Raw genomic sequence first — 21,258 nt, forward strand, 5'->3', positions numbered from 1 at the left:
GTTCGTTGAAAGTGCGTTTCAGCCGGCGGGAAAGATCACTCGTCGGGCTGGCGGATCAGGTCGCTGTCCTGGAGCAAGCGAAGGATGCGGAGATTGACGGTCGCAGGGGACGCCTCGGTCTCGCTGTAGCGGCCACCGAATTCACGATTGATGACGAAACGGTCTACGCCTGCCACGACACGGATCACTTGACCCATTCGCGGCGCGGGCAAACGCACTTGCGGGACGGAAGACTCGGTCACGTCGTATTCCGTTGCGATTTGCGTCGGTGCGGTGGAGACGCTGACGCTGCCGCCGGTCTTAGCTTTCGTTGCCATTCGTCACTCCTTTGATTTCATGTTCCACAGTCAAATCGGGCATCTCGCGAGGTGGATCCTGTACCGACACCGTCGGCTCGCTCGTGATACCAACCGTGCCCATGGCAGGGATCTCGTCAGGAGACGGCGTGCCGTTAAACTCGGCCTCCTGCCACCAGGCAACCATCCAGAGCGCCAGCCCCTTGGTGTCGAGCTTTCGGTTGTAAAGGTTCTCTGCCATCAAGCCGTCGGGGCGACCGACGCACGGTGGCTGCGACCATGCCTGAAGCACGCGCGACACCATTTCCGCGCGAACCATCGCCTCGCGCATGCGCTCGGCTCGCTCGCTATGCTTCGTTACGATGAACACGGCGAAACGGGCTTCCCAGACAAATTTCCCGCCGACGTACGATCCCTTCGCCGCTTTGCGCCATCCCAGGCAGGTCGTGAATGCAGCAGGAGACACGAACGACTTCGCGCCGATTTCTTCGTCGCCGAATTCGCCGCCGTAGTCTTCGATGGTCTTGAACATCGAGCCCATGCGCGCCCGGATCTCAGCTTTCACGCTGTCCAGAATTTCTACGGACTTCAGCGGGTGGGCCATCACATCATCCTTATGGCGTCGAGCAGCATGTTGCCGATCACGTTCGCGTTTTCTTCGTTGACACCCAGCACCGGGCGCGCGTCAATGTGCACCGAATGACCCCGTCCGGCATCGCCGCCGAAATGGTGAATGGGCGCGTATATCAAGTTGCTCCCGATCTCCACGCCATCGGGTGTCAGCCCGTAGACGTAGCTGTGATAGAGGTAGCGATCTCGGATGAGCGTCTGGCCTCCCCGTGCCATGGCAGCGCGAGATTGAGGCATCGCCGAGCCATCCCAGAGCTGCTGATAATGGAAGCGGTCCTGAATCTGCCCAACCATGTATTCGCCAATGTCCTGGCGCACACGCTCAAACGTTGCTCCCCCGATCGCGGCCAGGTGCCGGCGGATCTGGCTGTCGTCAAATGACCATTGGACCGAAACGCCATTCATCGCCCGTAGTTCCCCCAGTCATAGCCGCTGTCGACCTTGCCCCAAAGCACGCGTCGACCGCTTGCTGCTGGCGGCGGAAGCAGCCGCACGCGCCCGGTTGAAACATCCCGCAGCCAGTCGTACCAGGACTTGCAGCGCTTTTCCTGCAGGTCGGTCGCGTTGTCGGGATCGTCCTGCAGGGAACACCGAGTGAGCGCCAGGCAGCACGTCTTCAGGGGCGTTTGATCGATATCCGCTTGCAGAAGAGGCAAGCGAACGTTGGCGCGCAAGTAACCGTCCATGTATCGGCTGGTCTGATCCAGCATGGCGCTCAGTCTGGTCATGGCGCGATCGCAGCCAGCCCGCTCGTCGGCCGTGCGTTCCGGCGAGTACTCGTCGGCGATACCTTCGCGCAACAGCTCGGGCGTCAGGAGCTCGTCGCCTTCGTCACGCAACAGTTGGCAGGTTTCCTCAAGCCCGAACTCCTGCACATACTCGGCCAGCGTTGCGTATGCGGTCATTGCCGGCCCTTCGCTGCGGTGCCGCGCTTCGTGGCGTTTTTCGACGCTGCAGCTTTTGCGGCCGGCTTCTTCACAGCGCCGCGCGTCGGCTGATCATTTGTTGCCTGCGCCTTACTGTCGGGCGCTTTGGCGGCTTGCGAGCTGCTTTCAGCCCCAGCCGACGCACTCGTCGCGGCAGTGTCCAGCGCGGCATCGGGATTGGCACGGGCCTTCGGCTGCGCACCATCAATCGGGGGCCGCTGTTCGGCGGTGTCGCCCGCTTCGCGCAGCACGCCGCCGGCCACCAGGTCGGCAACGTGATCGGGCTCAGCGTGAACACGCGCACCAACGGGATGCGAACGACGCTCCAGGCGAATCGGCTGCACCACCTCATACGTTTTCTTCTCGCTCATGATCTCTCCTGCCGTTGCCCGGCCGGCGCTGCACTCCACGCCGGCCGGGGTCGCTGGCACGCTCGCGGGTTGTTATGCCGGCGTGATGACGTCCTTGAGGAAGAAGCCGAGCTGCGGTGCGCAGATGACTTCCTTGACCGATTCGCCGACGCGCACGCGAACGCCGCCACGCAGGCCGATCTTCGAGTCCGATTCGGCGCCGGCGATGCGCGAGCCATATTCGGCGGTGAAGCCGAACGTGACGTTGCCACTGTCGACAACGCCAGCGATCTTGGCGGCTGCGGTGTCCTGATACAGCAACGACATGCCGCCGCTCCAGGCCGGCGCAATCTTGGCTTGCTGACCGGGCTTCGAGAGGTTCACACGAGCACGGCCGACCAGGATCTGGTCGATTTCGAGCAGTTCGGCCACTTGCTCACGCGTCGCTGCGCCCTTGTCGCCTGCGTTGCCGTGCACTGCCTTGGCGATGACCGGGTGCGTGCGCAGTGCTCGCCATTCGGACTGGCCCAGCACGGCAACGTTGGGACGCATGATCGGGCGATCCAACACGTCAAGCAGATATTCGAGCGGATCGCTGTTCGCGTTGTCGAAACGGTCCGAAGCTGCGACGTTCTCCGAGTTTCCGTTGTACGTCGCGGCGTTGAACACCTGGCGCGCTACACGAATCTCGCGTCCCAGGAGAATCAAGCCGGACAACATCTCGGTCGTCAGCGCCTGCAGATTGGTGTTGTCCGGCGCGTTGTCGATGTCGGTCTGCGGCAGCGGGTGATCCAAACCGTGGTCCTCGGTCTCCGAGGTCTTACGCTCGCCGTTGAACTCGACTTCATTGACTTGCGAGCGACGACCGACCTTCGTATCCGGCACAGTGAACTGTTGCTCGGGCGGGTAGTACTGGTACGCAAAAGTCGGCTTGCCCAGCGGCGACGTGCGCGGCAGTACCAGGTCGGCGATCATCGCCTGGTTGCGCACGATCACCGCAATGGCGGTCAACTGCGGATCGATCGGAAACGGACTGGCCATGGAGTGCTCCTAGACTTTGAGTGAACTGTGATGTGTGTACTGATGGCGAAACGTGGCGATTAGCGGCCGATAAACACCGAACCGATGTCCCCAGCGACGCCGCTGATCAACGCCTCACCGACCGAGGCGTCGCCTTCGGCAGCGGTCACCGCGCGTCCCTGGGCGTCAGCCTTGATGCGATCGCCGCGCGCAACGGCACCGCCGTACACGACAGGCGTCGGGCCGAGCAGCACGGCGTCGGCGCGCTCTCCGATCGCGGCCGTCGCGTCGGTGGACGCGCCCAGCAGCTTTTCACCTGCCGTGCCGGTTGCGGCCTTGATCTGGTCATCGGCGTCGCCATACGCGACAAGTTGGTGCGAGGCGATCACGGTGGCCGCAACGTAGTTCGCGACCAAAATTCGTTTGTTGGTGAGCATTTCGATCCTCTATCGGATATATGGGAATGCGAGGGCCGCGACAGGCTTAGCCGGCTGCGCTGGTGGAGACTTTCAAGACAGCATCGGCATACGACACCGTGAGGCCCTTGTCTTGCTGGCTCTTCATGAACTCCTTGGCCTTTTCCGCAAGCGCCGCAGCGTCGTTGATATCGGTCGGCGTGCCACCGTCCTCGCGCTGGCCGAGCTTGATAACCGGGGCGCGGGCCGACATGAACTCCGCGAACCATTGCGCGGGCGTCTTCGTGACCGTGCCGTTGTTTGCCGAAAACTCGAATGACTGGCCGGCGGTCTCGATATGGGCCATGAACTCGGCCAGGCCTGCCTGTTCGGCCGGCAGCACGCGACCTTCGCCGAGCCAGCCGGCAATCTGCGTTTGGATGCGCTCGGTGCGGCGCTCACCCTCGACCCGCGCCGTGCGGGCGTCGGCCTCATCCACGCGCTGGCTGAATTCGGCGGTTGCAGTCTCGCGGCCTTGTGCCATGCCTTCCTGGCGCGCACGGTCCAGGTCTTCCTTCGTGAAGTTCACGTCATTACCTCCGGGGTGGGAAAAAGCGGGAATGGCGGACGCCGTGTCGGCATCGTTCGCCACACGCGCTGCCTCTTCAATGGATTCGACTTGGTAGTTCGGAAGAACCGAATCAGCCACCTCCATGCCTTGGGAGCCGATGATCCACTCACGGATGCTGCGAAACAGCCGAGCGGCCGAATTGAGGCCCCAGCCGAGCTGCGCCACGCCGGGTGCCGCGAACTCGAAGCACTCTTGGCCGTCCGCAAACTCGACAGGCCGCAGGCCATCAATGGCAGGAGGTGTCGCGCCAAGCCAACCGACATGACGAACACGCCAGCCGTGCTGCGGATCCTTGAACACCGATACGGAGCGATTCCGATACGCCCCCGACTCAACACCAGCAGCGAATTGCGGGTTGATGTCGGCGAAGCGGGCGAACAGCGTGTCGCCGTCACGCTTAATGCCGCTCGTCCAGGCGTACGCCGGATCGTTATGTTTCGGATGACCGAGCACCGCCGGGGCAGCGCCCAACGCGTGATTCGCGACCATCTGATCCAGATCGGCGCGCGAAAAGGTGATGTGCTGGCCTTTGGCGTCGGTATGACTGCCGGCCCGAAACACCTCGATCCAGTTGGCGAGGCCCTTAGCTTGGGGAAGAGTGGTCTTGTCCATGCCTCGCAGTGTGCGCGGCTCGGACTAGGAAAAATTGGTGAACCATTTCACAAGCAAACGGTTCGTTCGGAGGATTTGGGGTAGACGCGCTGAGAGGGCCTACAAGCCGTTGGCGTGGTTAGATGACCGAAGGGTCGTCCCGGAGGGTAGCAGCGGTTTTGAAATACAGTTTGAAGGTTTTTGAATGGGGTCCCGTTCGACAGCGAACCTCACTCAAACAAATCGCCGCTCGACGGTTCGACGGGGCGCTCCCCAAGGATCTGAAAAACGCGGCGCATTGTGTATCCGGTACGGATGGCGATCTGATCGACGGTCAGTCGCTCGAAGTAGCGAAGATGACGCACGATTTGGTGGCGCTGCTGGCGGGTGATTGCGTCTTTCTTCGGCAACATCACCGTCTCACCACCGAAGCGATCGACCAGGGCCACAAAAGCGACCGGACCGATGTGATCCACCAGCATATGCTGCGGATCGACCCTCTTGGGCACCGAGAGATATGCGCCACCGCGCCAGTCGATCAGCGCGAATGCAGCAGCCTCGCCGATACAGTCGATGAGCTCGCGCAGCAGCTCGGGCAACGCAGCGCGATTGATGACGGTCCCCGTGCTCATAGCGTCAGGTCGACTTCGGGATCCACCCGAAGTAGCCATTTCTTGGCCGATTCGATCAAATGCTGCAATTCCTCGCTTCGCGCAAAGCGAAGCGCGTCAAGTCCGGGAATACGGCGCTTGGCCCAGGCTTCCATCGCATCCTCTGTCTTGACTTGGACCGCCCCGCGCTCAGCGAGCATTCCCCACAGGACACGCAGCTTGCGCACCTGCGGCTCGTTCCAGGATTGCGGCTTGCCTGCATCGAGCAGCTTATGCAGGCGTCCGTGTGCCTGACGGCGCTGCCGCTCCGACAGCTCCGTTGCCGAGCGAACGCCGAACTGAGCCTGCAGCCAATCCTTGTACTGGTCTTCCGTCATGCCGGCTTTCATCGCCTTCAGGCGAACCATCTGTGTGTCGCGCTTCGTCGGGTCTTGGGAAAGTGCCATGTCAGCCTCCGTCAATGAAGCACTGAGTGAGGTCGAGCTGTGCGCGGCGCCTCACAGCGCTGGCCAGAACGGATTGGATCTCGTGTTGGTGCTCTCGCACGTGCTCGACGGCCTTGAGAAACGCGTCGCGCCTCGTCTTTCCGGCGCTGATGGGCATGCCCGAGAGCAGGTGCGTAATGTGCCAGCCATGGAAGCGACCCAGCACGTCATAGCGTGCATGGATGCCGAATGATGCGTCGGTGTACGGTAGGCGAATACCTTCGCCCAACACCGTCGTCAGCCCCCGATCCGTGAGCACTTGGTAGATGATTTTTACGTCGTCCATATGTATGCCCTGAAGCCGACTCGCCCATCAGGAAAATTGGATGCCATCGCGCTGGCACGATTTGCTTTTCGCGCACCAGTCGATCCAACTCCGAAGCGCGCCGGCGGCCTGCAGCGGATCCTCGGCTTCTGGCACGCCTGGAACGAGCAACAATCCCGAGCTCTCACCCTTGCCGTGGCGGGCAACTACATCGAGAAACGGCTTCAGTGCATATTTCGGTCCCGTAGCGATGACGATAGGGCCACGACCATCCGCGCTGTTCGCCGGTGCCGCGTCACCGATCTCAATGAGACCGGAGGCCCAGCACCAGGCGACCTGCGGGCGCATGTCGTAGAAGCTCTTGCAGTTGCATCTCGGGCAACAGGTATCACTAACCCGAAGCGTGGCGGTCGATTGACGTGGGCGCGGCTTCAAAACGCGTTCGGCTTCGCGATGTTGGAAGCGGCAGCGGGTACATTTCACGAACGTATCTCTCGTCATGTCGTATCTCTCTCCTCAAGCGTCACGCATTGCTCGCTCGCGAACGTCGACGTCAGCGCTGTCGAAGTCGAAAACGTCGTAATGCAGCACTCGCAGACCGGCCGATCCATCCACTGCCGGGTAGCCCTCGACACATCCCCGGTTGAAGCTATCAGATGGCGAAATGGACGTAATGGCCTCAAGCAGGAAGGCAACGGTGAAGTTGCGAAGGAATGCGTGCAGCGGCCCATGCTCTGCGAGTTTTTCGGCTCCGTCGCCCCAAAACATCACAAATGCAGTGAGGACTTCCGGCGTCAAGATGTCGTGATCGACTTCCACGTCAATCTCGGCACCGAACTCATGCTCCAAGGTATATTTTTTGATCGTCGGCATTGGCTTTCTCCAGTGTGGCTGCTCGTCAGTACCCGGCCACCGCGCCGGATAGACGCCCGCTTGCGCGGGCGTTTCGCATCAGTTCACCGCGTCTTTCAACGTCTTCCCGGCCTTGAACTTCACAGCCTTGCTGGCTGCAATCTCGATCGCCTCACCAGTCGCCGGGTTACGGCCGGTGCGCGCAGCTCGCTGCGAGACGCCGAAGGTCCCGAAGCCCGACAGGGAGACATCACCGTCTTCCTGCAGACCGATACGGATGGCGTCGAGGACCGCATCGACGGATTGCGCGGCTTGCGCCTTGGTCTGCTCGGCATTCTTGGCGACGGCTTCGATCAGTTGCGACTTGTTCATGGGGTAGTTCTCCAGTTGGATTGAGATGCCGCGAAGCGCTCGCGGCGGGCGTTACTGCATTCGAACGTAGGACGGCGTGTGTATCCAGCCGATGAGGTTTCCGGTGAACGGCAATCCGTACTCGTCTGCGATGAAGTTCACCATGTCGCGCCATCCCTGAAAGCCGTCTGCGCGCGCAAGTGCTTCGACTGCTGACTCTTCGAGCAGCCGATCGCCGATGAACACCTGCGGCAAACGGTCGGCAAGCGGCGGAAGGATCTGGATGTCCGAGACGTACTCGCAGACCTCCTGCGAGATGACTCGCGATTTGCGCGATCGCAGGCCGACGTACAGGCGCAACACGTCGCCCGGCTCAGGGTCACGACCGTCCACGCGTTTCGCACGAATGGTGTGGGGCTTGCGACCGCTGATGATCAGGGACTCGAAACGTGCTTGGAAGTTGAGCAGGTGCATGGGGCGCCTCACAGCGATGCAAAGTCGAGGCTGATCGGCGTGTATTGCTCGCTGCCGTCGACGCGTTCGTAGAAACGCATGTAGGTCTTCGTGCCGACCACTTGCACGGACTCGCTGATGGCTTGCATTGCGCGTTGCCACTTCTCGTCCTCGATGTCCAGCCGACGCAGCGCGAGTACCCGACCCACGTTGATCTTGCCTTCCTTGTCGGTCTCAAAGGCCTGCTGGACCAGCACCTGGATCTTCGGATCACTGCCGCGCGCCCAATCGGTGATGCACTCGTCGATGAGCACCTTGGCGGCCTGCAGGCGCTCGTCGAACGACATGTTCTCGGCGCGCTGAATCACGACCTTGAGCGAACCATCGAACGAATGCAGCGTGACGTTGCCCTTAGCTCCACCGAGCTTGACGCCGTACTTGTCGGCCGAGAGCGAGATAAACGCGTTTGCGTCGCCGAACACACGCTCCTTCAGCCCACGCAGATTCTCTTGCGCGTCCTTGGCCGCGCCGATCAACTCATGCACGATGCTGTCGCGCTCAAGATCGATATCGCGGATAGCGGTCTCGGGTACGAGGTGACCCAGGGCGTTCTTGCGATAGCCGGCCGGGATGTGTTCTTGGATCTGTTCGGTCATGATGATTTCCTCGGTTTGAACGACTTGAGTTGTTCGCGGATGTGTTCCGGCATCTTGGATTTAGGCAGCGCGGCGTCGATACGTATTGGCCCGCCCTCCGGGGCTGGTGTTGGCACACGTCGCTCATCGGCAGTCCCCGCACCGGCGACGCCGCGCAGCTGGGCCTCTCGCGCCTCTTCGGCTCGCCCAGCGGCACGGATGCTCTGACTGGCCATCACGGACCGAAGCCAGCCGTGCGACTTGAGCGGCAGATCCAACTTTCCCTGGTGTGCTTGGGCGACGGCATATTCCATCGCGGAGGACCAGTTTGCGAGCGGCGCGGCGTACTTAGTGCCGTTCCATGTCAGCTGTGCTGCACGCATTTCAGGTTCAAGTTCCCGGATCAGTCCGGCCATGCGGGCCCATGACATATGCGACTTGCGCGGCGCGAACAGGCTCAGATATCGCAGCAGCGGCTTGATGAAGGCATCGCCGGCCGGGTGAATGTCGGTAAGCGCCAGCACGATGTCACGCATGCTGTCATCGGCGAGCACGACATCCAGGCTCATGCGCACGCGACAGTTCGGGCAGGAGACTTCAGGAAGCGGCATCGCAGTCTCCCTGGTGATCACGCAACGTCTCCTGCAAGCGGCGTTGGAGTGCCCGTCGCTGGTTTTTACAGCGTCGCTCGATCAGCGTGAAATTGGCCTGGGCATTCAGATACTCGCCGTGCAGCCAAGCGAGCTCGCGGATCGCTCGTCGCTCGTCGCGCTCCAACGCTCGCAGTTGGCGATGCACGCGCACTCGCTGGGCAGTAAGGCGCGCCTCTGCAGCGACTCGCTGCAGACCAGCGAGTACTTCCGTCAGCACTGGGCCTCGCTTCCATCGGTTTGACCGGTTCATGCCTTCACCTCCGGTTCGGTAGCCGCGGGCGCCGACAACCACGCAATGAACGCCGCCGCTTCGGGCGTCGGCGCTCCGTTGGCGAGGGCTTCGAGCATCGGGAGGGCAAAGCGCCCCGTGACCCGAATGCGCGTGCGCCCCGGCGATTGCGTGATAGTGATGCACGATTTGTCTTTCTTTTTCATGGTGGCCTCACGTATTGCGTTGGTCGCCGAGCAGCAGCGCGTCGCGAGCCACGGCATGGACCAGATCGGCGGACAGTTCGTGGTTCTTCTTCAGGCCGTAGTCGCGCAGTGCCGGAATGAAGTTTTCGATAAGCATGCGGGCGGAACCTCGGCAGTAATGCCAAAGGGCCTCCAGCACCTCGGCGGACAGTTCGCCTTGGTCGTCCAGGGCGGCCTGCGCCAGGGCGTCAGCGTCGTCGCGAGAAATGCCGCGAACGTTCTGCGGCCAGAAGCCCACGCGAGAGCGAATCTGGTCGAACTGGCCGTAGCTGGGCTTGATGAGTTGGAGTAAGCGATCAGTGCCGACAAGGACGATGCCAATGCCTGCTTTGTCGCGGATGCGACGCAGGTAATGCAGGCAGTTCGGCATCATCGTTTCGGCTTCGTCCACGATGATCAAATACGTTGAGCTCGAAAGCGCTTCAGCGATGGTTGCGAACTTCCCATCGAGCGTACGTGCCATCGGTGCCGACAGATTCGCGCGCAACTCATCGAGCATCACGGCAGGCGACATGTTTGGGTTCGCCTCAATGATGATCGTGTGACTGTTCTGCTCTTTGTACTGGCGTACGGCGTCGGTCTTACCGACACCGACGAATCCCGTGAGCACGCCGAAGTTGCGATATTTGCGAGCCCGATCGCACACCACGGTCGCCAACTGCGACACGCTGGTTTGGACGTGCGGCATGGCGGCAATCGTAGCGCGACCCGCTATCGTCTCCAGGGCGTCGGCCATCATCCGCAGCCACTTCGACGGATCGGAGGCATAGTTGCCATTGAGCACCGTCGACAGCGTGGTGACATTGACGCGCGACAGTCGCGCGAGCCATGCGCGTGTCTTGCCAATGTCGGCCAGTTGTTTCGAGATTGCGAGTGCTTCGGCGCGGTTCTTCTCGCTGTAGTGCTCAGTCCATTCGGTCGGCACCGGCAGCGACGCTTCGTTTTGGCTCTTGGAAGTCATGGACGCTCCTTAGTTGTTGTCGAGCAAATCGATCACGATTCCCTTGCCAGGGCGCTCCAGATCGATGACAGGTTGAACTTGCAGATCGGGCAGTTGCGCCAGTTGGTCCTGGAGGGTCACGCTGTCCAACGACCTGGCGCGGGCTTCGTCGGCCTTTCGCTCCAGGCGCTTGATCTGGCCTTGCAAACGCTTCTCGCGTTGCTCATCGATGCGCGACTGCGGCACGACGCCGATAGTGCGAACGATGGACGCCTGGCAGATGAATCGGTCCTTTGCGTCGTAAAGCCACACGGTTTTGTCGTCGTGCAGGTCGTACTCGATCGTGAGCGACTTGCCGTCGTATAGCGCCAGCTCGGCGGCGTAGTACTGGCGCTTGTGCAGCTCCACCATCTGACGACGCACGGTGCGTTTCTCGCGCGGCCGGACGATGGCTTCGGCAGACAACACAACGGGATTGCGATCAAGCGATGCCCATACCTGGGCGGGCGTGCGGCCCTCCAGCACTTCCATGGGCGTGTGGTTGTACTCGTGAATGAAGTTGGCCAGGCTGGCCATGTATTCGGCCAGGGACGCCAGTTGGCGTTTGCCCGAGCGCACCTGTACGGACAGACGACGGTTCACTTCCTCTGCCATGTCGTCGCCGCAGTAAAGCTGGCCACCGGCAAAGAACTTGTCGTGATGGTCACGTACCGTGCGGAACCACCGCTCAATCCAGCCTTTCCCATGCGGGTTGCCAGGCAAAGCGCCGATGACGTCCATCTCGAATCGCGCATAAAAACCGGTCGACTCGTCGTTGAGCATCTTGGCCCGGTAGCCTGCGCCACGGTCCAGGTAGAGAAAGAGCGGCAGGTGATCGTGGGTTTGCATCGCGTGAGACAGCGCGAATACCGTCGACAACGCCGACTCCGACTCGGACAGATACCAGCCGGGCACGTACCGCGAACGAATGTCGATGAACGCGGTAAGTTCGGGACGGAACAAGCCGCCGGTGTTCGGATGCGCGACATAGCAGTCGCAGGTGTGGCCGTCGCCTGCGTAGATGTCGCCAACCTTGATCTGCTCCAATGTGCGGGGCTGGTACTTCTGGTGACGCAATTTATGCAGGTGCTTGCCAATGCGGGCGGGGCTGTTCTCACCCAACGTCGCCGGCAAAGACTTCAGGTATGTCTTCACGCGTGATTCCGTCGCGGTATCGAACCCTTCCTTGCGCAGCTTCAGCGACACGGCCGAATAGCTCGGTTTGCTCGGCAGATTGAACAACGCCGTAGCGCGCAGCTCCCAGCCGTATTCCTTGCGGACGCGGCCGGTGTGATGGGACAGCAGACCGACCTTGCCCTGGCGGCGGAACGCTGAGAGCCAGCGCTTGAGCGTGGACAGGGACGGCACCTCACCCAAGTGGGCGAGCAGTTGTTTCTGGACAGCGGACTCTGCATCGCGCAGACGCTCGCAAAGCAACGCCGCAACATTGTTGACGCTGGCGCCGGACTGGATCAATTGAACGCCTGGGCCGATCAACTGATATCGCAGCTCAGCCGTCTGCCGCTGCGCTTCGGTGGCGACCAGCCAAGGGTCGCTATTCAGCGCAGCCGGAACTTGGCTGGTCATGGTGTCGGATTTGATGAGTACGGAGCGCATATCGCACCTTGATGGGCGGTAGTCGATCTGATCGGGGGATTACTTCTTCGGAGCGGTGCGTGGTCGACCAGCCTTGCGCGGGCGGTCCATTTCACGCTCCCACTCGCGGGCCTTGGCTTCGTGGTCGTGCTCTTGGATCAACGCGCGGTATTCAAGCGCGCACCGCGTCGCTTCCTCCGGGGAAAACGTATCGAGCACCGATGATTCACCGCCTACGCGAGGGCCGAAGCTCTTATGAAGGTCCGCGAGCTGCCCGCCGATGACGGCATGCAGGGAGGCGAGTGAGCCATACAGATGACGCACGACGGGCACGTTCCACTCGGAGTCGTCGGGCAGGCCGTTCACAAAGAATTCCCGCCCGAGTCGACCGACATCCTCGACCGCCATAAGCGCCTTCTTGTGAAGTGCGGCGCATTCCAGCCGAATGTCCTGCACAACGGCCGGCACGTCGCCGCCAGTGCGCACCCGACCCTCGCGCAACACACGCAGCTCTTCCTGCAAGCGATCGCGTTCGCGCTCCAGCGTCTCGTTGCGCGTGGAAAGGTCCGTGCGCTTTGCGTTCGCATCGCGCAGTGCGACACGAAGGTCGCGCACCGACAGGGCTGTCAGCTCGTCAAATTTCGCGTCGTCTTCGAACAGATCCTGTAGCACTTCCGGATCGGCTTTCGCGAGCTCAAGCACTTTCGACTTCGGCATTTCGATGACGCGGTCCCGATCATCGGGCGACAGCGATGCCGCGAATCGAGCGTAAGTCATGGCCTCGCTGGCCCGCTGGCTCGGAATGCCGCGATCTGCGAGCAGTTCTTCGAATTTTCCGTGGGGGCACTCGGCGCGCACGCTGAGCAATTCGAGCCCGGCCTCGATGATGAGCCGCAAGGCGGAATTCATCTTCGATACGGCGGATCCGACACGCGCTTCCGGGGCCGCTACTACAGACACGCCCAGTGCATCGGCCAACGCACGTTCGGCGTCGCCAAATCCCCGAACATCCGGGGATTTCACTACCGTCACGGCAACGCTGCCGGCTGCATCATCAATTTGGCCCGCCTTTTCGGAGGGCACGATGCTCCTGACTCGGCTCATGCTTCCTCCCCGGCGGCTTGCTTCATTCCGAGTGCCACGGCGACCTCATGGCCTTTGCCATAGTTCGCTTTTTGCACACCGCGAATGACGCGAGAAACTAAAACGTAGGGGTATCCGTGCTCGGCAGCCCACTCTTTGATGGTCTTCCCCTGTTCACGCAACTTGCGCTTGGCGGCGTCACCTGTCATATTTGCTCCACAATTGACATTCACATGGACAACGTTTGGACAACAATAGCAAACAAACGTTGACCTTGCAATAGGGCGATCATGGAAAATGACTTTGGCTCGCGTTTGCGAGAAGAAAGAAGCCGTCTTCAGCTTAGTCAGTCAGCATTTGCTGACCTTGCTGGGGTGACAAAGACAACGCAAGGCAACTACGAAACCAACAAACGTTCACCAGATGCCACATATTTGGCTGCCATCGCTCGGCACGGCGCTGATGTCGGCTATGTCGTCACCGGGGAGCGCACCTCAGACGCCGGCATTGGTGTCGACGCGGTGAAGTTGGCGGTGGAAAAAGCATTCACGATGGTGTCCGCTTCGGACATGGCTGTAACGCCCGTGCAACTGGCGGCGATGGTTGTGGCATTTCTTCCCGCACCTTTGCCCACTCCCTCGGGCGCGCCGGGCGCACAAAGTAGTGACACACGCATTCACGGTCACGGGAATATGATCGCCAGTGGCTCCGGGATTACTCAGGTCGGTGGCCACACGCGAATTCGCACGACCAGAAAATGAAGTTCAATTGGTATGCAACTTCACACGCGATAATTAGGAGGAAACCAGTACGGCATGGCAACTAGAAAATCGACAAAAGCACTAGGTTCAATGACTGCCTCGGGGTTCGGCATCATCCAGGTAGCCGGGGATTTATCGATAACGCAGGTGTTGCACGCCAACGGACCAGCCGCACCAATGCTCTCTCGTGAAGAGCGAAGCAAGCTGTCATCGCTCACGGAAGAGGTTGTGTTGGCCGAGTCCGGGATTGTCTCTACGCGACTGGTGCGGGCATCGCTGAATACGCATCTAAACGTTGGGGGTGTCGACGGTATGACGGCAGAGATGTTTCCACGAGCGTCTCTATATTTGACCGGATGGAAAAACTGCGCAGCCGGTCAAGAGCTTTCTGTAGAGGCGATGGTTGCCCAGGTGATGCGAATCTGGACGATCGTCCCGCAACTCAAAGCGACTACGCTTGAGTTCACGCGATCTCACTTCAGTCGGGATGTACTGAAGACCTTGTCAGTCTGGGAGCTGCGCGCCACGCTCGCGTACACAATGGCACGATGGAATACCTACTGGGAAGCACGAAATGCGTAAAAAATTGTTGACTCTGTCGATGGCAATCGCTTCGGTTGCATACGCGAACGCGGTCATTGGCGCGCCATCACCGCAAGCGTATTTGCCGAAAGCAATGGCGGGGGACTATCAAGCTCAGCGAAACCTCGCCTACACGTATGGTGCGGACCTGCGTGATTTCTCGAAAGCATGTTCTTGGTATCTGCTGATACTTCGGTCGGACAGCCCACAGTTGAATCTAGGTGATCTGTCCAATGCCAATACCTACTGTGGCATGCTGACCAAACAAGACGAGAACGCACGCTTAAATGCAGAACGCGAAGCCAATCAGTTGTACCGGCAGATCTACAAAAAATAGGTGAGTGTCACGAGACATTTGCGTCTCGTACGTTCGCTCGTTTGTGAAACATTTCACAAAGTCATAGCGTCATCGCATCCGTAACCTGAGGTCTCAGGTTACGGGTGCCACCTTCACGAGTGCACCCCGAGTCATGGAGTGCTCTACGTGAAACTGTCCCGCCTCAAGACCCCGCGCCTCACCGTTTGGCTGCTTGCCAGTATCGTGCTGGCCGTTCTTGCCTACCTCACCCGGCAGTCCGATCCGCTGCTGTCGATCACGTTCTACAAAGCGCACCTCATGTCGCTCGGCGGCTGGGGCGGATACTGGCTTGATCGACTGATTTTCCCGTACGCCCGTCCGCATGAGTTCTTGGACAACTGCGATGTCGACGGGAAACAATGCGTCGATGGATTTCAGGCAGCATCGTTGCGGCGCGCGATCATCGTCGCGGCCAGCCTGATTTGCGTGGGTCTAGCGGCATGATTTTCGATCTCATCATGCGCGCGTGGCGTGAAGACGCCTTACGGGCTTTTCGGGCACTGCTCGCCGCTCTCGCCGCGCTCGTCCTCATTCTGGCGATCACCGTAGCAGGCTTGGTGGCTTCGACGCCCGCGCGCGCGCAGGTGCCTCAGGATGCCGCTCGCTATCGCCTCGACCTTCGCCGCCAGGCGCAGCTCGTCTGGGGCGTCGACGCACCTGTTTCCACGTTCGCCGCGCAGATTCATCAAGAAAGCCGATGGCGCGCCAGCGCAAAAAGCCCGGTCGGCGCGGAAGGTCTGGCCCAGTTCATGCCGTCGACCGCGAGCTGGATCAGCGGCGCCTACGCAGGCCTGCGCGAGAACGACCCATTCAATCCCACCTGGGCGCTACGTGCGCTCGTCACTTACGACAAGCACCTCTATGACCGGGTGAAGGCCGCGAACCACTGCGAACGTATGGCGTTCGCACTGAGCGGCTACAACGGCGGGTTGGGCTGGGTTTACAAGCGGCAAAAGTTGTCCGGATTTCCCGAGTACTGCCTAGCGAAAACGTGCGACATCAATCCGGGGATCACGCCAGGCAATCAGCGAGAAAACGCTGATTACCCGCGCCGGATCTTGCTGCAGCACGAACCTCTTTATGTGCGCGCCGGCTGGGGCTCGGGGAGTTGCACGAAATGAATATCGAACTTCCCGACGTCAAGCCTTTCGCTCGCGTGATCCTCATTGTCCTCGCAGTACTCGCACCAATCGCGACGCACCTCGCGGCCTATCTGGTCGGGCGCGCTGACGGGAAGAGCGTCACGGCAGATGACCGACTGGCCGAGGCACAACGCGCTTACCAGGCCGACCGAAACCGGGTCGAAGGTGACATCGAGCGAGGCCAGAAAGCCGGCGTACGTGCGGACAAGAGCGCCCAGCGCGTCGACAGCTACTACAAGAAACTCGAAGAGGAAGCCCGCCATGACGCGACTGCTCCTATTGACGATTACGTCTTGCCTGATGAGCGCTTGCAGCGTTGGCGTGCCGCCAATGCTGGACCCTTTGCGAGTGCCCCCGCCGCCGAACCTGACGCGAGCTCCCGAGCCTCTGCCGCAACCGCAGAGCGGACGGGTGAAGGATCTGGAGGCCAATCACCGTGATGTCGCGCAGTTGTACTACCGCCTTGCCGCACGGTTCTGTGGAGTGCTGCAAGCGATCGACGCAATGCCGGCGGAATGCGAGCCGTATCTACTGAAGGACGACAACAACAATGAATGAACGTCAGTTCGAGCTGGCGCAGCAGTTAGAGCAGGCGCAGCGAGACGATGCGATCGCGCTCGCACGCGCCCAATGCCGGGGATCCGGCACATCGGAATGTGTCGATTGCGGCGTACCGATCCCCGCCGAGCGACGCGCATGCGTGCCATATGCCACACGCTGCAAGGAATGCCAGGGACGATTTGAAGTGCGGAGAACGGGGAATCCACGATGAGTCTTAGCGACACCAACGACAAAGTGCTGCTGGCACTGGGCCAAATCCAGGGCGAACTGAGCGGGATTCGCGCCATGGTGCAAAACGGCCAGGCAGCAACGAATCAGCGCATTGACGACCTGAAAGGGGCAGTTACCGACCGCATGGACGGACTCGAAAATCGAGTCAGCAAGCTCGAAGGCGATCACGGGAAGCTGGTCGTGAAGACGGCTGGCATGGGCAGCATCGCGGGCGTAGCAATGGTCGCATTGGGCGAGATCGTGCGGCAATTCGTCTCCAAGGGCTGACGCATGGCTCACGACCCGAAGACTCGCAACCAACTTCGCGCGAAATACCTGCAGGGCATGCCCCTCACGACGGCTGCCGACGTGTGCAAGGTGTCGTACCAAACCGCACGGAACTGGAAGCGGGCGGCGAAAGAAGCGGGCGACGATTGGGATATCGCGCGCTCGGCCCAGCGCATGTCTCGCGGCAATATCGAGAACATGACGAGCCAAGTGGTCGAAGAGATGTCGGTGCAGTTCCTTGCAACCTTAGAAGAGCTGAAGAACAACGCCAAGTTGCAGCCGCTCCAGAAGGCCGACATTCTCGCTCGCTTGTCGGATAGTTTTATCAAGACCGTCAACGCGGCTGGTCGCTCCAACCCGAAGCTGGCCACGCTATCGGTCTGCATGGACGTGCTGCGCGACTTTGCCTCGTTTGTACAGGCGAAGTACCCGAAAGAACACGCCCGATTCATTGCATACCTGGAAGAGTTTGGCCAGGAAGTCGCGAAGAAGTACTCCTGATAGAAGATGGCAAAAAAATCTAACGCCGCCGAACAGTTCCTGAAGGAACTGATGGCATTCACCGATGACCAGCGCCGGCTGATTGAGGCCGCGTGCGACGGCTTCACGCCGGACGAAGACGCACGCCTGGAGCGCCGCATGCGTGTCTTCGCAGGTGACTATCGGTTCTTCTTCCAGACGTATTTTCCGCACTACAGCAACAGCGCCGAGTCGTCTGTCTTCCACGACTGGTGCTTCGACAGTTTGCCGAAGCGCATTGCCGCCAAACAAGGGAAGTTGATCAACCTGTCTGCGCCGCGCGGTGAGGCCAAGTCAACGCTGGTCACGCAGGTGTTCACGTTACTTTGCATCGTGCGCCAGTCCAAGCACTTCATCCCGATTGTGATGGACAGCAGCGATCAGGCGCAGATGATGCTCGAAGCGATCAAGGTGGAGCTCACGGACAATCCGCGCCTGGTGATGGACTTCCCGGAGCACGTCGGGAAGGGCCGCGTGTGGAACGTGGGCGTTGCGCTGACTGCTACGGATATCAAGCTGCAGGCGTTCGGCTCGGGCAAGCGCATGCGCGGCATTCGGCATGGCCCGTTCCGCCCCGACCTGGTGCTCTTGGACGACATCGAAAACGATGAGAACGTCCAACAGAAAACCCAGCGCGACAAACTCGAACGTTGGCTCAAGAAGGTTGTAATGCCGCTCGGTCCGCCGGACGGTTCGATGGACATCATCTATCTGAACACGATTCTGCATTACGACGGTGTGGCCAACCGCGTGCACCGTAGCCCACTGTGGGAGTCCCGGAAGTTCCGAGCCATCATCGAGTGGCCCAAGCGTATGGACCTTTGGGAAAAGTGGGAGGAAGCGTTTCTCAACGAAGGCGAGGAAGCTGCAGACGAATTCTATGAACAGCGCCGCGCCGAAATGGACGATGGCGCAATCGTTTCCTGGCCGAGCATGCGGCCATTGCTGCGCCTCATGAAGATCCGGGCGAACGACCATCATGCGTTCGATTGCGAGTATCAGAACGATCCGACGAACAGCGAAGACGCCCCGTTCCAAAAGCTCGTGTTCTGGGTTCACCCATCGGATGCATGGATCTTCTACGGGGCCCACGATCCGTCGATGGGCAAACGCAACAAGGGCCGCGATCCTTGCGCGTGCCTGGTCGGCGGCCTCAACCGGAAAACCGGCGTTCTTGATGTGGTCGAAGCGAAGATCGCACGCATGGTGCCAAACCTGCAGATCGAAACGATGATCAGCTTCCAGGAGGAATATCGCTGCTTGGTCTGGGGCATCGAGATCATCCAGTTTCAGGAGTTTTTTAAGGATGTTTTGGTAGAGCGGTCGCGAGAGCGAGGCATCCCGATTCCGGCGCGTGGCATTCGTTCGGAGGAAGACAAGGATTTGCGGATCCTATCGCTACAGCCTCACACCGCGAACGGCACAGTGCGCCTTCACAAGAACCAGACGGTGCTCATTGAGCAGCTGACGCATTACCCGGAGGCCGACCACGACGACGGACCGGACGCGCTGCAGATGCTCTTCATGCTGGCCTATTCGGGCCTGGGCTCGGTCATTCCCAAAATCAAATTCGGCAAGCGAAAGGTGTCTCTCTATGGGGCTTGATATCAAAGGGTTCGCGCGCTCGGTGCGCAACACATTCGGAAAGCAGGCGGCGGCGGCCGATTCGGACCCGAATTTCTTCGGCAAGCTCCACATGCTGCCGAATCCGGATCCGGTGCTTCGCGCGATGGGCGTCGCAGACGCGGTATATGCATCGATCCTGGCCGACGCTCACGTTATCGGCGAAGTTCGCTCTATCCGTGGCGAGTTTCGCGGCATGGACTACCGCGTCGTGACGTGGGCGGAAGATGACGCCAAAGCCCAGCAAGCGCGGGACTTGTGTGAGCAGTGGATGCAGAGCTTCCGGCCGAACGCCGTCGTTACCGACTGGCTTGAGGTCATGTGGCAAATGCTCACCGCTATTTTCACCGGCTACCGCGTGCACGAGCTGGTGTGGAACAACTGGGACGGCTTTATTGTTCCGACGAGTGTCATTGACCGGCCGAACCGTCGTTTCGGCTTTGATGTCGACGCCCAATTGATGCTGAAGACCCGATCGGAACCGGTCGGGGCTGTGGTGGAAGACCCGTATCGCTTCATCGTGTCGCGCCATATGGCCACGATGTCCAACCCGTACGGATCCGCGCTCCTGTCCGGGTGTTTCTGGCCGTGGACGTTCAAGACCGGTGGCTGGAAGTACTTCGTGAAGTTCTGCGAGCGCCACGGGCTGCCGTGGCCCGTGGCACGTTACGGACTGGGCGCAACCGACGACGAACAGGAAGAATTGGCGCGAGCGATCGAGGCCATGATCGACAGCGGATATGCCATCGTCCCTGAAGGAACTGGCGTGGAACTGTTGATCGCAAACACCACCGGTTCGATGCTGCCGCAGGAGTCGATGATCAACGCCGCCAACCGTGAAATGTCGAAGTGCCTTACGGGCCAGGCAATGCTCGCTGAGCTGCAAAACGTCGGGGCGCGCGCCGCGACCGAGACTGCGATGAAGCGGCAAAGCAATATCAACGATTCCGATCGCGATATCGCGTCGGCATCAATGTCCCAGATTTTCAGGTGGATCACGACCTTCAATTTCGGTGAAGACGTGCCGTCGCCCGAGCTGGAGTTCTTCCAGATCAACGCGGCCGGCAAGGATCGCGCCCAGACTTACCAGATCGCCGCAAACATGGGCGCACGCCCGTCTCGTAGGGCCATGCTCGAAGAGTTGAATATTCCGCAGGCGACCGAAGAAGACGACGCGCTCATGCCGATGGACAGCCGCCCATCGGCGGCCGAGTTCGCCGCATCAGACGACGCAGCCGTTTTTGCATCAGCTCGTGCCGAAGACTCTCGCGTGCGCGCGGCGTCCGACGCAGCCGACGTGGCGCTGAGTGCGGCTGTAATCGAGCCAATCGCCCGCATGCTGGAGCAAGCCGAGCGCGACGGGCTGTCGCTGGCAGACATTCAAGCAAAGCTGACGCAATTGGTTGGCGAGATCGACAACTCCGAGCTCATCACGATCATGCGACAAGCGCTCGACTGGTCCGCGACCCAGGGCTATGTCGACTCGTCAAACGAAGGCTGACACGCCCCCGTTCAATCGGGGTTTCAAGCACCATTAAAGGAGATTTCCATGTCCGATAAAGCCATCGAACAACTGATTCAGGAGACGGGGAAGACCGCACCCCGACTGACGCCCGCCGATATCGAGGCGACCATCATCGATGAGGTGTATTTCACCGCCGAACAAGGGTATCAGCGCGCCAACGAAGACAAAGGCATCCCCGCCGGTACGCACTCGGCGCTGGGTGTACTGACCATCTGCGTGCTGCGTTTGCGCAACGGCTTCACTGTCACTGGTGAGAGCGCATGTGTTAGCCCCGAGAACTTCGACGCGGAGATCGGGCGCAAAGTCGCTCGACAAAATGCGATGTCCAGGATCTGGCAGCTCGAAGGCTATTTGCTTCGTCAGCGGCTGCATGACCAAGCCGGCGCGTAACCTTTACCTCCTGACTTACCAAT

General features: G+C 60.5%; 36 protein-coding genes and 1 other RNA gene. 13 read left to right on the forward strand and 24 right to left on the reverse strand.

Annotated elements, in window-relative coordinates; genetic code table 11:
• Window positions 1-35 precede the first annotated feature (35 nt).
• The 18 genes from ABWO90_RS14680 to ABWO90_RS14765 all read right to left on the reverse strand — a co-directional run bounded on the left by ABWO90_RS14680 (window position 36) and on the right by ABWO90_RS14765 (window position 9,102).
• Window positions 36-317 carry a hypothetical protein gene (locus ABWO90_RS14680; protein ID WP_353191962.1) on the reverse strand — a complete coding sequence of 94 codons (282 nt, stop codon included), beginning with the start codon at window positions 315-317 and terminating at the stop codon, window positions 36-38.
• Window positions 301-900: a phage protein Gp37 gene (locus ABWO90_RS14685; RefSeq protein ID WP_353191963.1), complete on the reverse strand. Its 600-nt coding sequence runs from the start codon at window positions 898-900 to the stop codon at window positions 301-303. The genes ABWO90_RS14680 and ABWO90_RS14685 overlap by 17 nt, the downstream gene beginning before the upstream one ends.
• Window positions 900-1,331 carry a phage virion morphogenesis protein gene (locus ABWO90_RS14690; protein ID WP_353191964.1) on the reverse strand — a complete coding sequence of 144 codons (432 nt, stop codon included), beginning with the start codon at window positions 1,329-1,331 and terminating at the stop codon, window positions 900-902. Before ABWO90_RS14690 ends, ABWO90_RS14685 begins: the two co-directional genes overlap by 1 nt.
• Window positions 1,328-1,831, reverse strand: coding sequence for a phage protein Gp36 family protein (locus tag ABWO90_RS14695; protein ID WP_353191965.1), 504 nt, complete (start codon window positions 1,829-1,831; stop codon window positions 1,328-1,330). Before ABWO90_RS14695 ends, ABWO90_RS14690 begins: the two co-directional genes overlap by 4 nt.
• A complete protein-coding gene (locus ABWO90_RS14700; protein WP_353191966.1) occupies window positions 1,828-2,223 on the reverse strand; it encodes a hypothetical protein in 396 nt (131 codons plus the stop codon). Before ABWO90_RS14700 ends, ABWO90_RS14695 begins: the two co-directional genes overlap by 4 nt.
• Before the next feature lie 72 nt (window positions 2,224-2,295).
• Window positions 2,296-3,243 (reverse strand): phage capsid protein, encoded by a 948-nt coding sequence (locus ABWO90_RS14705; protein WP_353191967.1) that lies wholly within the window; start codon window positions 3,241-3,243, stop codon window positions 2,296-2,298.
• Between the two features lie 59 nt (window positions 3,244-3,302).
• On the reverse strand, window positions 3,303-3,659 hold the full coding sequence (locus tag ABWO90_RS14710; RefSeq protein WP_353191968.1) for a hypothetical protein: 357 nt from the start codon (window positions 3,657-3,659) through the stop codon (window positions 3,303-3,305).
• A gap of 46 nt (window positions 3,660-3,705) precedes the next feature.
• The gene (locus ABWO90_RS14715; RefSeq protein ID WP_353191969.1) at window positions 3,706-4,860 is read right to left on the reverse strand and encodes a hypothetical protein; all 1,155 of its coding nucleotides are present in this window, start codon (window positions 4,858-4,860) and stop codon (window positions 3,706-3,708) included.
• A gap of 209 nt (window positions 4,861-5,069) precedes the next feature.
• The gene (locus ABWO90_RS14720; RefSeq protein ID WP_353191970.1) at window positions 5,070-5,471 is read right to left on the reverse strand and encodes a hypothetical protein; all 402 of its coding nucleotides are present in this window, start codon (window positions 5,469-5,471) and stop codon (window positions 5,070-5,072) included.
• Window positions 5,468-5,896, reverse strand: a complete 429-nt coding sequence (locus ABWO90_RS14725; RefSeq protein WP_353191971.1) for a regulatory protein GemA — start codon at window positions 5,894-5,896, stop codon at window positions 5,468-5,470. Before ABWO90_RS14725 ends, ABWO90_RS14720 begins: the two co-directional genes overlap by 4 nt.
• Window position 5,897: 1 nt before the next feature.
• On the reverse strand, window positions 5,898-6,221 hold the full coding sequence (locus ABWO90_RS14730; RefSeq protein WP_353191972.1) for a hypothetical protein: 324 nt from the start codon (window positions 6,219-6,221) through the stop codon (window positions 5,898-5,900).
• A 27-nt stretch (window positions 6,222-6,248) separates the two neighbouring features.
• Entirely contained in the window at window positions 6,249-6,701 is a 453-nt protein-coding gene (locus ABWO90_RS14735; protein ID WP_353191973.1) for a hypothetical protein, read from the reverse strand.
• Window positions 6,702-6,716: 15 nt separating this feature from the next.
• A complete protein-coding gene (locus tag ABWO90_RS14740) occupies window positions 6,717-7,073 on the reverse strand; it encodes a DUF2528 family protein (protein ID WP_353191974.1) in 357 nt (118 codons plus the stop codon).
• Window positions 7,074-7,085: 12 nt separating this feature from the next.
• An RNA gene (locus ABWO90_RS14745) (hammerhead ribozyme type II) lies at window positions 7,086-7,152 on the reverse strand.
• Window positions 7,152-7,424, reverse strand: a complete 273-nt coding sequence (locus ABWO90_RS14750) for an HU family DNA-binding protein (protein ID WP_353191975.1) — start codon at window positions 7,422-7,424, stop codon at window positions 7,152-7,154. The genes ABWO90_RS14745 and ABWO90_RS14750 overlap by 1 nt, the downstream gene beginning before the upstream one ends.
• 51 nt (window positions 7,425-7,475) lie before the next feature.
• Window positions 7,476-7,877 (reverse strand): ASCH domain-containing protein, encoded by a 402-nt coding sequence (locus ABWO90_RS14755; protein ID WP_353191976.1) that lies wholly within the window; start codon window positions 7,875-7,877, stop codon window positions 7,476-7,478.
• A gap of 8 nt (window positions 7,878-7,885) precedes the next feature.
• Window positions 7,886-8,512 (reverse strand): DUF3164 family protein, encoded by a 627-nt coding sequence (locus tag ABWO90_RS14760; protein WP_353191977.1) that lies wholly within the window; start codon window positions 8,510-8,512, stop codon window positions 7,886-7,888.
• The gene (locus ABWO90_RS14765) at window positions 8,509-9,102 is read right to left on the reverse strand and encodes an HI_1489 N-terminal domain-containing protein (RefSeq protein WP_353191978.1); all 594 of its coding nucleotides are present in this window, start codon (window positions 9,100-9,102) and stop codon (window positions 8,509-8,511) included. Before ABWO90_RS14765 ends, ABWO90_RS14760 begins: the two co-directional genes overlap by 4 nt.
• Before the next feature lie 13 nt (window positions 9,103-9,115).
• Here ABWO90_RS14765 and ABWO90_RS14770 point away from each other — a divergent pair, with 13 nt between their 5' ends.
• On the forward strand, window positions 9,116-9,385 hold the full coding sequence (locus ABWO90_RS14770) for a hypothetical protein (RefSeq protein WP_353191979.1): 270 nt from the start codon (window positions 9,116-9,118) through the stop codon (window positions 9,383-9,385).
• Window positions 9,386-9,390: 5 nt separating this feature from the next.
• On the opposite strand, the gene ABWO90_RS14775 is transcribed toward ABWO90_RS14770, so the two are convergent.
• The 5 genes from ABWO90_RS14775 to ABWO90_RS14795 form a co-directional block, all read right to left on the reverse strand.
• Entirely contained in the window at window positions 9,391-9,579 is a 189-nt protein-coding gene (locus ABWO90_RS14775) for a hypothetical protein (protein ID WP_353191980.1), read from the reverse strand.
• A 7-nt stretch (window positions 9,580-9,586) separates the two neighbouring features.
• Window positions 9,587-10,579, reverse strand: a complete 993-nt coding sequence (locus ABWO90_RS14780; protein WP_353191981.1) for an AAA family ATPase — start codon at window positions 10,577-10,579, stop codon at window positions 9,587-9,589.
• A 9-nt stretch (window positions 10,580-10,588) separates the two neighbouring features.
• On the reverse strand, window positions 10,589-12,184 hold the full coding sequence (locus tag ABWO90_RS14785) for a Mu transposase C-terminal domain-containing protein (protein WP_353191982.1): 1,596 nt from the start codon (window positions 12,182-12,184) through the stop codon (window positions 10,589-10,591).
• A gap of 69 nt (window positions 12,185-12,253) precedes the next feature.
• Window positions 12,254-13,297, reverse strand: a complete 1,044-nt coding sequence (locus ABWO90_RS14790) for a hypothetical protein (protein ID WP_353191983.1) — start codon at window positions 13,295-13,297, stop codon at window positions 12,254-12,256.
• Window positions 13,294-13,485, reverse strand: a complete 192-nt coding sequence (locus tag ABWO90_RS14795) for a DNA-binding protein (protein WP_353191984.1) — start codon at window positions 13,483-13,485, stop codon at window positions 13,294-13,296. Before ABWO90_RS14795 ends, ABWO90_RS14790 begins: the two co-directional genes overlap by 4 nt.
• Window positions 13,486-13,566: 81 nt before the next feature.
• On the opposite strand from ABWO90_RS14795, the gene ABWO90_RS14800 reads away from it, so the two are divergent.
• From ABWO90_RS14800 to ABWO90_RS14820, 5 genes are all read left to right on the forward strand, one after another.
• A complete protein-coding gene (locus ABWO90_RS14800) occupies window positions 13,567-14,037 on the forward strand; it encodes a helix-turn-helix domain-containing protein (protein ID WP_353191985.1) in 471 nt (156 codons plus the stop codon).
• Window positions 14,038-14,091: 54 nt separating this feature from the next.
• On the forward strand, window positions 14,092-14,619 hold the full coding sequence (locus tag ABWO90_RS14805; protein ID WP_353191986.1) for a hypothetical protein: 528 nt from the start codon (window positions 14,092-14,094) through the stop codon (window positions 14,617-14,619).
• On the forward strand, window positions 14,612-14,956 hold the full coding sequence (locus ABWO90_RS14810; RefSeq protein ID WP_353191987.1) for a hypothetical protein: 345 nt from the start codon (window positions 14,612-14,614) through the stop codon (window positions 14,954-14,956). Before ABWO90_RS14805 ends, ABWO90_RS14810 begins: the two co-directional genes overlap by 8 nt.
• Window positions 14,957-15,103: 147 nt before the next feature.
• On the forward strand, window positions 15,104-15,421 hold the full coding sequence (locus ABWO90_RS14815) for a putative holin (RefSeq protein ID WP_353191988.1): 318 nt from the start codon (window positions 15,104-15,106) through the stop codon (window positions 15,419-15,421).
• Entirely contained in the window at window positions 15,418-16,098 is a 681-nt protein-coding gene (locus tag ABWO90_RS14820) for a transglycosylase SLT domain-containing protein (protein ID WP_353191989.1), read from the forward strand. The genes ABWO90_RS14815 and ABWO90_RS14820 overlap by 4 nt, the downstream gene beginning before the upstream one ends.
• Here ABWO90_RS14820 and ABWO90_RS14825 read toward each other — a convergent pair.
• Window positions 16,056-16,382, reverse strand: coding sequence for a hypothetical protein (locus ABWO90_RS14825; RefSeq protein ID WP_353191990.1), 327 nt, complete (start codon window positions 16,380-16,382; stop codon window positions 16,056-16,058). The two genes, ABWO90_RS14820 and ABWO90_RS14825, sit on opposite strands and share 43 nt — an antisense overlap.
• Between ABWO90_RS14825 and ABWO90_RS14830 the strand changes: the two genes are divergently transcribed.
• Genes ABWO90_RS14830 through ABWO90_RS14860 form a run of 7 tightly spaced genes read left to right on the forward strand, consistent with a single transcriptional unit; the run spans window position 16,381 to window position 21,235 of the window.
• Complete coding sequence (locus ABWO90_RS14830; RefSeq protein ID WP_353191991.1) at window positions 16,381-16,677, forward strand: hypothetical protein; 297 nt, start codon at window positions 16,381-16,383, stop codon at window positions 16,675-16,677. The genes ABWO90_RS14825 and ABWO90_RS14830 overlap by 2 nt on opposite strands.
• Window positions 16,670-16,891: a TraR/DksA C4-type zinc finger protein gene (locus tag ABWO90_RS14835; protein ID WP_353191992.1), complete on the forward strand. Its 222-nt coding sequence runs from the start codon at window positions 16,670-16,672 to the stop codon at window positions 16,889-16,891. Before ABWO90_RS14830 ends, ABWO90_RS14835 begins: the two co-directional genes overlap by 8 nt.
• Window positions 16,888-17,178: a hypothetical protein gene (locus ABWO90_RS14840; RefSeq protein ID WP_150791877.1), complete on the forward strand. Its 291-nt coding sequence runs from the start codon at window positions 16,888-16,890 to the stop codon at window positions 17,176-17,178. The genes ABWO90_RS14835 and ABWO90_RS14840 overlap by 4 nt, the downstream gene beginning before the upstream one ends.
• Before the next feature lie 3 nt (window positions 17,179-17,181).
• Window positions 17,182-17,679 (forward strand): DUF1804 family protein, encoded by a 498-nt coding sequence (locus ABWO90_RS14845; protein WP_150791878.1) that lies wholly within the window; start codon window positions 17,182-17,184, stop codon window positions 17,677-17,679.
• A gap of 6 nt (window positions 17,680-17,685) precedes the next feature.
• Window positions 17,686-19,302, forward strand: a complete 1,617-nt coding sequence (gene terL / locus ABWO90_RS14850) for a phage terminase large subunit (RefSeq protein WP_353191993.1) — start codon at window positions 17,686-17,688, stop codon at window positions 19,300-19,302.
• A complete protein-coding gene (locus ABWO90_RS14855) occupies window positions 19,292-20,821 on the forward strand; it encodes a DUF935 domain-containing protein (protein WP_353191994.1) in 1,530 nt (509 codons plus the stop codon). The genes terL and ABWO90_RS14855 overlap by 11 nt, the downstream gene beginning before the upstream one ends.
• A gap of 48 nt (window positions 20,822-20,869) precedes the next feature.
• Window positions 20,870-21,235 (forward strand): Gp49 family protein, encoded by a 366-nt coding sequence (locus tag ABWO90_RS14860; protein WP_353191995.1) that lies wholly within the window; start codon window positions 20,870-20,872, stop codon window positions 21,233-21,235.
• The last annotated feature ends 23 nt before the right edge of the window (window positions 21,236-21,258 follow it).

It is taken from the genome of Pandoraea pnomenusa (assembly GCF_040391475.1).
Lineage (GTDB): Bacteria > Pseudomonadota > Gammaproteobacteria > Burkholderiales > Burkholderiaceae > Pandoraea > Pandoraea pnomenusa_C.

What these genes read in the sequence shown, in the direction of transcription:
- ABWO90_RS14680 (WP_353191962.1), bottom strand. Translation starts at nt 317, where the DNA reads ATGGCAACGAAAGCTAAGACCGGCGGCAGCGTCAGCGTCTCCACCGCA.
- ABWO90_RS14685 (WP_353191963.1), bottom strand. Translation starts at nt 900, where the DNA reads ATGGCCCACCCGCTGAAGTCCGTAGAAATTCTGGACAGCGTGAAAGCT.
- ABWO90_RS14690 (WP_353191964.1), bottom strand. Translation starts at nt 1,331, where the DNA reads ATGAATGGCGTTTCGGTCCAATGGTCATTTGACGACAGCCAGATCCGC.
- ABWO90_RS14695 (WP_353191965.1), bottom strand. Translation starts at nt 1,831, where the DNA reads ATGACCGCATACGCAACGCTGGCCGAGTATGTGCAGGAGTTCGGGCTT.
- ABWO90_RS14700 (WP_353191966.1), bottom strand. Translation starts at nt 2,223, where the DNA reads ATGAGCGAGAAGAAAACGTATGAGGTGGTGCAGCCGATTCGCCTGGAG.
- ABWO90_RS14705 (WP_353191967.1), bottom strand. Translation starts at nt 3,243, where the DNA reads ATGGCCAGTCCGTTTCCGATCGATCCGCAGTTGACCGCCATTGCGGTG.
- ABWO90_RS14710 (WP_353191968.1), bottom strand. Translation starts at nt 3,659, where the DNA reads ATGCTCACCAACAAACGAATTTTGGTCGCGAACTACGTTGCGGCCACC.
- ABWO90_RS14715 (WP_353191969.1), bottom strand. Translation starts at nt 4,860, where the DNA reads ATGGACAAGACCACTCTTCCCCAAGCTAAGGGCCTCGCCAACTGGATC.
- ABWO90_RS14720 (WP_353191970.1), bottom strand. Translation starts at nt 5,471, where the DNA reads ATGAGCACGGGGACCGTCATCAATCGCGCTGCGTTGCCCGAGCTGCTG.
- ABWO90_RS14725 (WP_353191971.1), bottom strand. Translation starts at nt 5,896, where the DNA reads ATGGCACTTTCCCAAGACCCGACGAAGCGCGACACACAGATGGTTCGC.
- ABWO90_RS14730 (WP_353191972.1), bottom strand. Translation starts at nt 6,221, where the DNA reads ATGGACGACGTAAAAATCATCTACCAAGTGCTCACGGATCGGGGGCTG.
- ABWO90_RS14735 (WP_353191973.1), bottom strand. Translation starts at nt 6,701, where the DNA reads ATGACGAGAGATACGTTCGTGAAATGTACCCGCTGCCGCTTCCAACAT.
- ABWO90_RS14740 (WP_353191974.1), bottom strand. Translation starts at nt 7,073, where the DNA reads ATGCCGACGATCAAAAAATATACCTTGGAGCATGAGTTCGGTGCCGAG.
- ABWO90_RS14750 (WP_353191975.1), bottom strand. Translation starts at nt 7,424, where the DNA reads ATGAACAAGTCGCAACTGATCGAAGCCGTCGCCAAGAATGCCGAGCAG.
- ABWO90_RS14755 (WP_353191976.1), bottom strand. Translation starts at nt 7,877, where the DNA reads ATGCACCTGCTCAACTTCCAAGCACGTTTCGAGTCCCTGATCATCAGC.
- ABWO90_RS14760 (WP_353191977.1), bottom strand. Translation starts at nt 8,512, where the DNA reads ATGACCGAACAGATCCAAGAACACATCCCGGCCGGCTATCGCAAGAAC.
- ABWO90_RS14765 (WP_353191978.1), bottom strand. Translation starts at nt 9,102, where the DNA reads ATGCCGCTTCCTGAAGTCTCCTGCCCGAACTGTCGCGTGCGCATGAGC.
- ABWO90_RS14775 (WP_353191980.1), bottom strand. Translation starts at nt 9,579, where the DNA reads ATGAAAAAGAAAGACAAATCGTGCATCACTATCACGCAATCGCCGGGG.
- ABWO90_RS14780 (WP_353191981.1), bottom strand. Translation starts at nt 10,579, where the DNA reads ATGACTTCCAAGAGCCAAAACGAAGCGTCGCTGCCGGTGCCGACCGAA.
- ABWO90_RS14785 (WP_353191982.1), bottom strand. Translation starts at nt 12,184, where the DNA reads ATGACCAGCCAAGTTCCGGCTGCGCTGAATAGCGACCCTTGGCTGGTC.
- ABWO90_RS14790 (WP_353191983.1), bottom strand. Translation starts at nt 13,297, where the DNA reads ATGAGCCGAGTCAGGAGCATCGTGCCCTCCGAAAAGGCGGGCCAAATT.
- ABWO90_RS14795 (WP_353191984.1), bottom strand. Translation starts at nt 13,485, where the DNA reads ATGACAGGTGACGCCGCCAAGCGCAAGTTGCGTGAACAGGGGAAGACC.
- ABWO90_RS14800 (WP_353191985.1), top strand. Translation starts at nt 13,567, where the DNA reads ATGGAAAATGACTTTGGCTCGCGTTTGCGAGAAGAAAGAAGCCGTCTT.
- ABWO90_RS14805 (WP_353191986.1), top strand. Translation starts at nt 14,092, where the DNA reads ATGGCAACTAGAAAATCGACAAAAGCACTAGGTTCAATGACTGCCTCG.
- ABWO90_RS14810 (WP_353191987.1), top strand. Translation starts at nt 14,612, where the DNA reads ATGCGTAAAAAATTGTTGACTCTGTCGATGGCAATCGCTTCGGTTGCA.
- ABWO90_RS14820 (WP_353191989.1), top strand. Translation starts at nt 15,418, where the DNA reads ATGATTTTCGATCTCATCATGCGCGCGTGGCGTGAAGACGCCTTACGG.
- ABWO90_RS14830 (WP_353191991.1), top strand. Translation starts at nt 16,381, where the DNA reads ATGACGCGACTGCTCCTATTGACGATTACGTCTTGCCTGATGAGCGCT.
- ABWO90_RS14825 (WP_353191990.1), bottom strand. Translation starts at nt 16,382, where the DNA reads ATGGCGGGCTTCCTCTTCGAGTTTCTTGTAGTAGCTGTCGACGCGCTG.
- ABWO90_RS14835 (WP_353191992.1), top strand. Translation starts at nt 16,670, where the DNA reads ATGAATGAACGTCAGTTCGAGCTGGCGCAGCAGTTAGAGCAGGCGCAG.
- ABWO90_RS14840 (WP_150791877.1), top strand. Translation starts at nt 16,888, where the DNA reads ATGAGTCTTAGCGACACCAACGACAAAGTGCTGCTGGCACTGGGCCAA.
- ABWO90_RS14845 (WP_150791878.1), top strand. Translation starts at nt 17,182, where the DNA reads ATGGCTCACGACCCGAAGACTCGCAACCAACTTCGCGCGAAATACCTG.
- terL (WP_353191993.1), top strand. Translation starts at nt 17,686, where the DNA reads ATGGCAAAAAAATCTAACGCCGCCGAACAGTTCCTGAAGGAACTGATG.
- ABWO90_RS14855 (WP_353191994.1), top strand. Translation starts at nt 19,292, where the DNA reads ATGGGGCTTGATATCAAAGGGTTCGCGCGCTCGGTGCGCAACACATTC.
- ABWO90_RS14860 (WP_353191995.1), top strand. Translation starts at nt 20,870, where the DNA reads ATGTCCGATAAAGCCATCGAACAACTGATTCAGGAGACGGGGAAGACC.